Source organism: Caldimonas sp. (assembly GCF_046289365.1).
Lineage (GTDB): Bacteria > Pseudomonadota > Gammaproteobacteria > Burkholderiales > Burkholderiaceae_C > Caldimonas.
The window spans coordinates 1-9,922 of record NZ_JBKBVU010000122.1 but is presented as its reverse complement, the minus strand read 5'-3'; the positions used below and the strand labels follow the sequence as shown (position 1 = coordinate 9,922).

Annotated in this window: 9 protein-coding genes and 1 pseudogene; 3 read left to right on the top strand and 7 right to left on the bottom strand. The window is 68.9% G+C overall.

Going from position 1 to position 9,922, the window contains the following annotated elements:
* A pseudogene (locus tag ACK42S_RS12185) lies at window positions 1-318 on the top strand (Glu/Leu/Phe/Val dehydrogenase); the annotation flags it as partial.
* On the opposite strand, the gene ubiA reads toward ACK42S_RS12185, so the two are convergent.
* The 4 genes from ubiA to recG form a co-directional block, all read right to left on the bottom strand.
* Complete coding sequence (gene ubiA, locus ACK42S_RS12180; protein ID WP_409707683.1) at window positions 319-1,191, bottom strand: 4-hydroxybenzoate octaprenyltransferase; 873 nt, start codon at window positions 1,189-1,191, stop codon at window positions 319-321.
* 40 nt (window positions 1,192-1,231) lie between these two features.
* Window positions 1,232-1,735 (bottom strand): Dps family protein, encoded by a 504-nt coding sequence (locus tag ACK42S_RS12175; protein ID WP_409707680.1) that lies wholly within the window; start codon window positions 1,733-1,735, stop codon window positions 1,232-1,234.
* Between the two features lie 37 nt (window positions 1,736-1,772).
* On the bottom strand, window positions 1,773-2,696 hold the full coding sequence (locus ACK42S_RS12170) for a LysR substrate-binding domain-containing protein (protein ID WP_409707677.1): 924 nt from the start codon (window positions 2,694-2,696) through the stop codon (window positions 1,773-1,775).
* Window positions 2,697-2,783: 87 nt separating this feature from the next.
* Window positions 2,784-4,835 carry an ATP-dependent DNA helicase RecG gene (gene recG / locus ACK42S_RS12165; protein ID WP_409707674.1) on the bottom strand — a complete coding sequence of 684 codons (2,052 nt, stop codon included), beginning with the start codon at window positions 4,833-4,835 and terminating at the stop codon, window positions 2,784-2,786.
* 65 nt (window positions 4,836-4,900) lie between these two features.
* Between recG and queA the strand changes: the two genes are divergently transcribed.
* Together queA and tgt are read left to right on the top strand one after the other, a co-directional pair.
* Complete coding sequence (gene queA, locus ACK42S_RS12160; protein ID WP_409707671.1) at window positions 4,901-5,947, top strand: tRNA preQ1(34) S-adenosylmethionine ribosyltransferase-isomerase QueA; 1,047 nt, start codon at window positions 4,901-4,903, stop codon at window positions 5,945-5,947.
* A gap of 10 nt (window positions 5,948-5,957) precedes the next feature.
* Window positions 5,958-7,109, top strand: coding sequence for a tRNA guanosine(34) transglycosylase Tgt (gene tgt / locus ACK42S_RS12155; protein ID WP_409707668.1), 1,152 nt, complete (start codon window positions 5,958-5,960; stop codon window positions 7,107-7,109).
* Here tgt and ACK42S_RS12150 read toward each other — a convergent pair whose 3' ends face one another.
* The 3 genes from ACK42S_RS12150 to ACK42S_RS12140 all read right to left on the bottom strand — a co-directional run.
* Window positions 7,110-7,952: a 23S rRNA (adenine(2030)-N(6))-methyltransferase RlmJ gene (locus tag ACK42S_RS12150; protein ID WP_409707665.1), complete on the bottom strand. Its 843-nt coding sequence runs from the start codon at window positions 7,950-7,952 to the stop codon at window positions 7,110-7,112.
* Between the two features lie 46 nt (window positions 7,953-7,998).
* Window positions 7,999-9,201, bottom strand: coding sequence for a CaiB/BaiF CoA transferase family protein (locus tag ACK42S_RS12145; RefSeq protein ID WP_409707662.1), 1,203 nt, complete (start codon window positions 9,199-9,201; stop codon window positions 7,999-8,001).
* Window positions 9,198-9,922: ChaN family lipoprotein (locus ACK42S_RS12140; RefSeq protein WP_409707659.1), on the bottom strand; the 725-nt coding region annotated here is incomplete at its 5' end. The genes ACK42S_RS12140 and ACK42S_RS12145, both read right to left, overlap by 4 nt.

Sequence of the window (9,922 nt, the reverse complement as noted above, 5' to 3'; positions counted from 1 at the left end):
GTGCTCGAGGGCGCTAACGGCCCGACGCTGCCCGAGGCCGACGACGTGTTGGCCGACCGCGGCATCCTCGTGGTGCCCGACGTGATCTGCAACGCCGGCGGCGTGACGGTGAGTTACTTCGAGTGGGTGCAGGACTTCTCGAGCTTCTTCTGGACCGAAGACGAGATCAACGTGCGTCTGGACAAGATCATGGTCGATGCGCTCAAGAAGATTTGGGAGACAGCCGACCGCCTGAAGATCTCGCTGCGCACCGCCACCTTTGCGGTGGCCTGCGAGCGCATCCTGATGGCCCGCCAGGAGCGGGGCTTGTACCCCTGATCAGCGCAACCAGGGGTCGATCACCAGCCCGAGGAAGACCGCCAGGCCCACCCAGTGGTTCTGGCGGAAGGCGAGGAAGCAGCCCTCGCGGCTGCGGCTGCGGATCAGGCCGTAGTGCCAGACGATCTGGGCCAAGGCGGCAGCCAGGCCCAGCAGCAGGCCGCCGCGGTAGCCCTGCTGCCAGCACAGCACCCCCCAGGTGGCCACGTACAGCCCATACAAGCCCATCACGGCGCACACATCGAAACGCCCGAAAGTGATGGCCGAGGTGCGGATGCCGATTCTCAGGTCGTCATCGCGGTCGACCATCGCGTATTCGGTGTCGTAGGCCACCACCCAGAAAAGGTTGCCCACCAGCAACGCCCAGGCCAGCGGCGGCACGCCGCCGGTGACCGCCGCAAAGGCCATCGGGATGCCGAAGCTGAAGGCCACGCCCAGGACCGCCTGCGGCATCGAGAAGAAACGCTTGGTGAACGGATAGACGATGGCCACGGCCAGCGCGGCGAACGACCAGGCGATGGTGGCCGCATTGGTGGTGAGCACCAGCACGAAGGCCGCCAGCGCCAGCACGGCCCCCACGGCCAGCGCCTCGCGCGGCGAGACGGCACCGGTGGTGACAGGGCGCTGGGCGGTGCGCTTGACGTGCCGGTCGAAGTCGCGGTCGGCCACGTCGTTGACGGCACAGCCGGCCGAGCGCATCAAGAAGGTGCCGGCCGTGAAGACGAGCAACAGGTGCCAGCCTGGGAAGCCGCCGGCGGCGATCCACAGCGCCGCCAGCGTGGGCCACAGCAGCAGCAGCGAACCCACGGGCCTGTCCCAGCGGATCAACTGCAGGTACAGGTCGAAGCGGGAGGGGGCGAGCGCGGTGTTCACAGCCCGTGATTATCCAACCGCCGCGGCGGCGGACGGTGTGTCACACCTCCAGCAAGCTGCGCAGCATCCAGGCGGTCTTTTCGTGGATGTCCAGTCGCTGGGTGAGCAGGTCGGCGCTGGGTTCGTCGCCGGCCTTGTCCACCAGCGGAAAGATGCCGCGGGCGGTGCGCGCCACGGCCTCATGCCCCTCGACCAGGATGCGCACCATCTCTTCGGCCTTGGGCGGGTCGGCCGGCACGTCGGGCACGCTGCTGGCCTTGGCGAAATGGGCATGCGAGGCCATGGCCGGGAAGCCCAGGGCACGGATGCGCTCGGCGATCGGGTCCACCGCGTTCCACAGCTCGGTGTACTGCTCCATGAACATGGTGTGCAGCGTGTTGAACATGGGCCCGGTGACGTTCCAGTGGAAGTTGTGGGTGGTGAGGTACAGCGTGTAGGTGTCGGCCAGCAGCTTGTTCAGACCGGCGGCGATGGCGGCGCGGTCCTTCTCGGGGATGCCGATGTTCACCGGCAGGCGGGTGGACTTGGTCTTGCTCTTGGCCATGGAAAGACGCTCCTTGAGAGGTGGGGGGGATGGAAAATCATTCGGACAGCTTGTGCACGCCAGCCAGCTCGCAGGCATAGATGGCGTTGCGCAGCGCGGCGATGGCCTCGTAGCGGGTGAAGGTGCGCCGCCACACCAGCACCACGCGCCGCGTGGGCACCGGAGCCGCAAAAGGCACGTAGGCCACGTGGGCCTGCGGTTCGCGCGGCACGCTGAGCTGGGGCACGACCGTCAGGCCCATGCCGGAGGCCACCATGTGCTTGATGGTCTCGAGCGAGGAGCCTTCGAAGCTCTTGCGGATGCCTTCGGCATCGCTGGAAAAGCGCGCGAATTCGGGGCAGACCTCCAGCACGTGATCGCGGAAGCAATGGCCGGTGCCCAGCAGCAGCATGGTCTCGCGCTTGAGCTCCTCGGAGGCGATGTGCTCGCGCGAGGCCAGCGGGTGGGTGCGGGGCACGGCCACCACGAAGGGCTCGTCGTACAGCGGCGCCACCGCCAAGCCGGCTTCCGGGAAGGGTTCGGCCAGGATGGCGCAGTCCAGCTCGCCGGTGCGCAGCATCTCCAGCAGCTTGATCGTGAAGTTCTCATGCAGCATCAGCGGCATCTGCGGCACGCGCTCGATCGCGTTGCGCACCAAGTCGGGCAGCAGATACGGGCCGATGGTGTAGATCACGCCCAGCTTGAGCGGGCCGTTGAGCGGATCCTTGCCCCGTTTGGCGATCTCCTTGATCGCGGCGGCCTGGTCCAGCACGGCCTGGGCTTGGCGCACGATCTCCTCGCCCAGCGGCGTGACGCTCACCTCGCTGGCGCCGCGCTCGAAGATCTTCACGTCGAGCTCGTCCTCGAGCTTCTTGATCGCCACGCTCAGCGTGGGCTGGGAGACGAAGCAGGCCTCGGCCGCGCGGCCGAAATGCTTCTCGCGCGCGACGGCAACGATGTAGCGCAGTTCGGTCAGGGTCATCGCGGGTGCCTCCGGCAGTCGAAGGAAAAAGCTATCGGGGCCATGCCACGATTGTGCGCCGGTTGGCCGCCCGTGGATAGCCTGGGGCTATGCCTTGAGGTAGTCGGCCTTGGTGCCCAGCCAGCGCTCGATGTGCGCCCGTGCGGCGGCGGGATGGCGATCGAGCAGCACGCTGGCGATGCGCCGGGCGGCCTGCAGCCAGTGCAGATCCTGGTTCAGATCGGCAAAACGCAGCAAGGGCGCGCCGGATTGGCGCGCGCCCATGAACTCGCCGGGCCCCCGGATCTCGAGGTCGCGGCGGGCGATCTCGAAGCCGTCGGTGGTCTCGGCCATCGCCTTCAGACGGGCTTTGCCCGTGTCGGACAAGGGCGGGGAGTACAAGAGCACGCACACGCTGGCCACCGCGCCGCGGCCCACGCGCCCGCGCAACTGGTGCAACTGGCTCAGGCCGAAGCGTTCGGCATGCTCGATCACCATCAGGCTGGCATTGGGCACGTCCACACCCACCTCGATGACGGTGGTGGCCACGAGCAGCTTCATCTCGCCGCCGGCAAAGAGCGACATCACCGCCGCCTTCTCGGCCGCCGGCATGCGCCCGTGCAACAGGCCCACCAGCGTGCCCGGCAGGGCCTCGCAGAGCTGCCGGTGGGTCTCCGTGGCGTTGCGCAGGTCCAGCGCCTCGCTCTCCTCGATCAGCGGGCACACCCAGTACACCTGCCGGCCCTGCGCCACCTCGGCGCGGATCTTCTCGATCACGGTGTCGCGCTTGTCGTCGGCAAACACCTTGGTGACGATCGGCGAGCGCCCGGGCGGCAGCTCATCGATGGTGCTCACGTCGAGGTCGGCGTAGTAGCTCATCGCCAGCGTGCGCGGGATGGGCGTGGCGCTCATCATCAGCAGGTGGGGCTCCAGCGCCTGGCCCTGCAGCTTGCGGCGCAGCGCCAGGCGCTGGGCCACGCCGAAGCGGTGCTGCTCGTCGATGAGGGCCAGCCCGAGCTTGGCGAACTCGACGGGCTCCTGGATCACCGCATGGGTGCCCACCACGAGCTGCGCCTCGCCCGAAGCGACCCGGGCCATCGCCTCGCGCCGGGCCTTGCCCTTGAGGCTGCCGGTGAGCCAGGCCACGCCCACGCCCAGCGGCTCCAGCCAGTCGATGAGCTTGCGGAAATGCTGTTCGGCCAGGATCTCGGTGGGCGCCATCAGCGCACACTGCCAGCCCGCATCGACGGCGATCGCCGCGGCCAGTGCGGCCACCACGGTCTTGCCCGAACCGACGTCGCCCTGCAGCAGGCGGTGCATGGGCTGCTCGCGGGCGATGTCCCGCGCGATCTCCTCCACCACACGCCGCTGGGCCCCCGTGAGCGCAAACGGCAGGGCCGCCAGCAGGCGTTCGTGCAGGCCCTCGCGGCGCGTGGGCAAAGCCGGCGCGCGCAGTCGCGCACGCTCGCGCTGGGCTTGCAATTGCGAGAGCTGCTGCGCAAGCAGCTCCTCGAACTTCAGCCGCTGCCAGGCCGGGTGGCTGCGGTCTTCCAGCGCGGCCAAGGGCGTGCGCGGCGGCGGGTGGTGCAGAAGGTGCAAAGCCTCGCGCAAGGGGGGCAGGCCCGTCGGGATGAACTCGGCCGGCAGGATCTCGTCCAGGTCGGCCCGGCCCAGCCCCGAAGCCACGGCCTTGCGCAGATAGGCCTGGGGCAGCGCGGCGCTGGTGGGATAGACCGGCGTGAGCGTGGTGGCCAGCGGCGTGTCCTCACTGACGGCCTTGAAGCTGGGATGGACCATCTCGCGGCCGAGGAAGCCGCCGCGCAGCTCGCCGCGGGCGCGCACGCGCCGGCCCACGGCCAGGGTCTTCTGATGGTGGGGGTAGAAGCTGAAAAAGCGCAGCAGCACGGTGTCGCTGCCGTCATCGAGCGTCACCTGCAATTGGCGGCGCGGGCGCAACACGACCTCGCTGCGCGTGACGAGACCTTCGACCTGCACCGTCTCACCGTCGCGCGCATCGGCCAGGCGGGTGAGCCGGGTCTCGTCCTCGTAGCGCAGCGGCAGATGCAGCGCCAGATCGATGTCGCGCACCAGACCCAGTTTCTCCAGGGCCTTCTGGGGGGCGGACTTTTCGGGCTTCGACTCGGCGCGGACCTCGGACATGGGACAATTCTGCCTTTGCATTTCGCCTTCACCGTTGGCACGGGTCGGTCTGGCCCTCAACCCTCATGAGCCACCGCTACACCCTGAGCGACTTCGACTTCGCTCTGCCCCCCGAACTCATCGCCCAGCATCCGGCGCCCGAGCGCAGCGCCTCGCGCTTGCTCGACGGCCGCGCCTGGCCCCCGGTGGACCGCATCTTCCGCGAGCTGCCGGCGCTGTTGACCCCCGGCGACCTGCTCGTCTTCAACGACACCCGCGTGATCAAGGCACGGCTGTTCGGCACCAAGCCCACCGGCGGCGCGGTCGAGGCCCTGATCGAACGGGTGCTGCCCGGCCATGAGGTCTGGGCCCACCTGCGCGCGAGCAAGTCGCCCAAGACCGGCAGCATCGTGCGCTTTGCCGACGCCTTCGACGCCGAGGTGCTGGGCCGCAGCGGCCCGGACGACGGTCTGTTTCACCTGCGTTTCCCCGACGATCCGCTGGTGCTGCTGGAGCGCCATGGCCACGTGCCGTTGCCGCCCTACATCACGCATGCCGACAGCGAGGACGATGCCCGCCGCTACCAGACGGTGTTCGCCGCCAAGCCCGGCGCCGTGGCCGCGCCCACTGCGGCCTTGCACTTCGACGAAGGCGTGCTGGCAGCCCTGCGCGAGCGGGGCGTGGGCCTGGCGCGGGTGACGCTGCATGTGGGCGCGGGCACCTTCCAGCCGGTGCGCACCGAAAACCTGGCCGAGCACAGGATGCACAGCGAATGGTTCGAGGTGAGCGCCGACACGGTGGCCGCCATCGAACGCACCCGCGCCGCCGGCGCTCGCGTCGTCGCCGTAGGCACCACGACGCTGCGCGCGCTGGAGTCGGCGGCCGTCTCGGGCCAGCTCGTGGCCGGCAGCCGTGACACCGATCTGTTCATCACCCCGGGATTTCGCTTCCGCGTGGTCGATGTGCTCATCACCAACTTCCACCTGCCCAAGAGCACCTTGATGATGCTGGTGAGCGCTTTGGCGGGCTACGAGCACATCATGGCCTTGTACCGGCATGCGATCAAGCAGCGCTATCGCTTCTTCAGCTACGGGGATGCGATGCTGCTGGAACGCACCCCGGCTCACGATTGAAAGACCTGGCATGACCACCTCTTCCCTCACTCGCGGCCTGCACTTCGAGGTTCTGAAGACCGAAGGCCATGCGCGCCGTGGCCGCCTCACACTCAACCACGGCGTGGTCGAGACGCCCATTTTCATGCCCGTGGGCACTTACGGCACCGTCAAGGGCGTGATGCCGCGTTCATTGGAGGAGATGGGCGCCCAGATCATCCTGGGCAACACCTTCCACCTGTGGCTGCGCCCGGGGCTGGACATCATCGGCCAGTTTGGCGGCCTGCACCGCTTCGAGGGCTGGGCAAGACCCATCCTCACCGACAGCGGCGGCTTCCAGGTGTGGTCGCTGGGCGAGATGCGGAAAATCTCCGAAGAAGGCGTGTGCTTCGCCTCGCCGGTGAACGGCGACAAGCTGTTCCTCACGCCCGAGGTGAGCATGCAGGTGCAGCACGTCTTGAACAGCGACATCGTGATGCAGTTCGACGAGTGCACGCCCTACGAAACCAAGGGCCACGTCACCACCGAACGCGAGGCCCGCGCCTCGATGGAGCTGAGCCTGCGCTGGGCGAAGCGCTGCCGGGACGAGTTCGAGCGTCTGGGCAACCGCAATGCGCTGTTCGGCATCGTGCAAGGGGGCATGTACACCCATCTGCGCGAGGCCTCGCTGGCCGCACTGGAAGCGCTGGACCTGCCCGGCATCGCCGTGGGCGGCCTGAGCGTGGGCGAGCCCAAGGACGAGATGTTGCGCGTGCTCTCGCACATCGGCCCGCGCCTGCCGGCCCACAAGCCGCATTACCTGATGGGCGTGGGCACGCCCGAGGACCTGGTCGAAGGCGTGGCCTGGGGCATCGACATGTTCGACTGCGTGATGCCCACGCGCAATGCGCGCAACGGCCATCTCTTCACCCGCTTCGGCGACCTGAGGCTGCGCAACGCACGCTACAAGAGCGACGAGCGCCCCATCGACGAGACCTGCCGCTGCTACACCTGCGCGAACTTCAGCCGCGCCTACCTGCACCACCTCGACCGCTGCGGCGAGATGCTGGGCCCCATGCTCACCAGCATCCACAATCTGCACTACTACCTGAACCTGATGCGCGAGGTGCGCGAAGCGCTGGACGCCGGCCAGTTCGAGGCGTTCCGGCAGCGCTTCCGCGCCGACCGGCAGCGCGGGGTGTGATCACACCGCGTGCTGCTCCAGCAGGTAGCTGGCGCCGTCGTACTGCGCCAGCACCTCGGTGAGCCAGGGCAGCACCCCGGCCAGGATGTCGTGCAGCACCCACGGCGGGTTGATCACGAACATCCCGCTGCCCAGCAGGCCGTAGCCGGCTTCCACCGGGCGGGCCACCGTCATGCGCACATGCAGCCAGCCCTTGGGCGCCACGCCCTTGAGCCGCTGGGGCAGTTGCTGCGACTCCAGGCGCTGCAACTGCGGGTACCAGACCATGTAGACCCCTTCGGCAAAGCGCTGCACGGCCTCGCGCAGCACCGCGACCACCTTGCCGTAGTCGGCCTTGAGCTCGTAGGGTGGGTCCATCAGCACCGCGGCGCGGCGCGAGGGGGGCGGAAGCTGGCCTTTCAGCGCCGCAAAGCCATCGGCCGCATGCACCTCGATGTGGGGCTGGCCACCGAAGCTGCGCGAAAGCAGCCGGTGGTCGGTGGGATGCAGCTCGTACAGGCGCAGCCGGTCCTGCGGCCGCATCAGGGCGCGCGCAAACGCTGGCGAGCCAGGATAGTGCTTGAGCACGCCGCCGGGGTTGTGCTGCCGCACGATCTCGACGTAGTCGTTCACGGCCGGCGGCAGGTCGTCGCGCTCGACCAAGCGGCCAATGCCCTCGAGGTATTCGGCATGCTGTTGAGCGTGGCGGCTGTGCAGGTCGTAGCCGCCGGCCCCCGCGTGGGTGTCGATCAGCCAGTAAGGCTTGTTCTTTTCACCAAGGTAGCGCAGCACCTGCGTGAGCACCAGGTGCTTGAGGACATCGGCATGGTTGCCCGCGTGAAAGGCGTGACGGTAAGCGAGCATGGCGGTGTGGGGCCGGCAAAGGCCCCACTTTAACGCCCGTGCGGCCTCAGACGATACCGCGCGCCTTCGCGGCGGCGATTTGCTCGTCGCTGAGCCCCAGCTCCCGCAGCACCGCTTCGGTGTCTTCGCCCAGCGTGGGTGCACGTCGCGTGATCGCCCCGGGCGTGCGCGACAGCTTGGGCACGATGCCCGGCACCTCCAGCCTCAGCCCATCGGCGGTGGTGATGGACTCGATCATGCCGCGGGCGCGGTAGTGCGGGTCTTCGGCAATGTCGCGCGCGGTGTAGATGCGCCCGGCGGGCACCTGGGCGGCATTCAGCTTGTCGAGTACCTCGGCCACGGTGCGCGAAGCCGTCCACGCGCCAATGGCCGCGTCGATCTCGGCCACGCGCTTGACGCGGCCCACGTTGTCGGAAAGCGTCGGGTCCTGCCCCAGGTCGTCGCGGCCGATGGCGCTCATCAGGCGCTTGAAAATGGAGTCGCCGTTGCCAGCCACCAGCACCCAGCCGTCGGTGCAGGCGTAGGCGTTGCTGGGCGCGATGCCGGGCAGGGCCGAGCCGGCCGGCTCGCGCACCACGCCGAAGGCGCTGTACTCGGGCAGCAGGCTTTCCATGACGTTGAAGACGCTTTCGTACAGCGCCACATCGACCACCTGCCCGCGGCCCGAGCGATGGCGCTCGTGCAGCGCCATCAACACGCCGATCACTCCATGCAATGACGCCAGCGTATCGCCGAGGCTCACCCCCACGCGCACGGGCACGCGGCCCGGCTCGGCCGTGAGGTGGCGCAATCCGCCCATGGCTTCGGCCACCACGCCAAAGCCGGGGCGGTCCTTGTAGGGGCCGCTTTGCCCATAGCCGCTGATGCGCAGCATCACCAGGGCCGGGTTGGTGCGCGACAGTTCGTCGTAGCCCAGGCCCCACTTTTCCATCATGCCGGGCTTGAAGTTCTCGATCAGCACGTCGGCCTCGTCAGCCAGGCGGCGCACGATGTCGCGGTCGGACGGCTCGCGCAGGTCGAGCACCACGCTCTTCTTGTTGCGCGACTGCACCTGCCACCACACGCTGGTGCCGTTGTGCAGCAGCCGCCATTGGCGCAGCGGGTCGCCGTGGCCCGGCGGTTCGATCTTGATCACCTCGGCGCCGAAATCGGCCAGTGTCTTGGCCGCAAAGGGGCCGGCGATGAGCTGGCCGAGTTCGAGGATCTTCAGGCCGGCCAGCGGGCCGCGGGAGACAGGCGGGGTGTTCATCGGGAAGCAGGGGGACTCATCGTGGGCATGCCGCGTTCGCGCAACTCAGCGCAATGATCACGTGAGGGTTGGGCCGCGGCCACACGCACCTCGTCGAAACCTTCCGCAGGCTCGCTGCCTGCGGGTGCAAACGCCGTGGTACGTACCCTCAAGGTGGGGGCATGACGCGGCAGGTGCAGCGGCACGCCCGTGGCACGCGAGGCATGCACCGCCCCGGCCAGCAACAGCACGACAGCCTCGGACGGGGCGCCGCGCGCCGAGGCGGCGATCGTGGCGGCCAGCGCATCGTCGCGGGCGATCTGCATGCGCGCCATCGCGGGCAGTTGCGCTTGCGGCACCAGGCCGCAGTGGCCGTCGCGCACGGCCTCCACCAGACGCTGGCGGGCCGCGGCCGGCACGGCATCGTCCCACCCGGCCTGGCCCATGGCCGCACGCAGCTCGGCGCGCGGCAGGTTGCCGCCGTGCACCGGCACCTCCGCGCGCACCGCGGCCATCACGACCGGTCCGTACACGGCCCAGGGCCAGCCGGGCTCATGCCAGGCCAGGGCCTCACGCACCTGCGCGTCGGACGCATCGCGCGGCAGGCCTTCGGTGTGGCGGCCGCGCTCGGCCATCTCGAGCACCAGGGCCCACAATCGGCCTTGCGCGGCCAGCTCGCCAACGATCTGCGCCGCCTGGCGCTGGTGATCGGGCTGTTCGTGCAGTTCGCCCAGCAGCCAGG

Excerpts from the sequence above, each read along its gene's own strand:
- ACK42S_RS12175 (WP_409707680.1), bottom strand. The coding sequence starts at position 1,735 with ATGGCCAAGAGCAAGACCAAGTCCACCCGCCTGCCGGTGAACATCGGC.
- recG (WP_409707674.1), bottom strand. The coding sequence starts at position 4,835 with ATGTCCGAGGTCCGCGCCGAGTCGAAGCCCGAAAAGTCCGCCCCCCAG.
- ACK42S_RS12150 (WP_409707665.1), bottom strand. The coding sequence starts at position 7,952 with ATGCTCGCTTACCGTCACGCCTTTCACGCGGGCAACCATGCCGATGTC.
- ACK42S_RS12145 (WP_409707662.1), bottom strand. The coding sequence starts at position 9,201 with ATGAACACCCCGCCTGTCTCCCGCGGCCCGCTGGCCGGCCTGAAGATC.
- tgt (WP_409707668.1), top strand. The coding sequence starts at position 5,958 with ATGACCACCTCTTCCCTCACTCGCGGCCTGCACTTCGAGGTTCTGAAG.
- ACK42S_RS12170 (WP_409707677.1), bottom strand. The coding sequence starts at position 2,696 with ATGACCCTGACCGAACTGCGCTACATCGTTGCCGTCGCGCGCGAGAAG.
- queA (WP_409707671.1), top strand. The coding sequence starts at position 4,901 with ATGAGCCACCGCTACACCCTGAGCGACTTCGACTTCGCTCTGCCCCCC.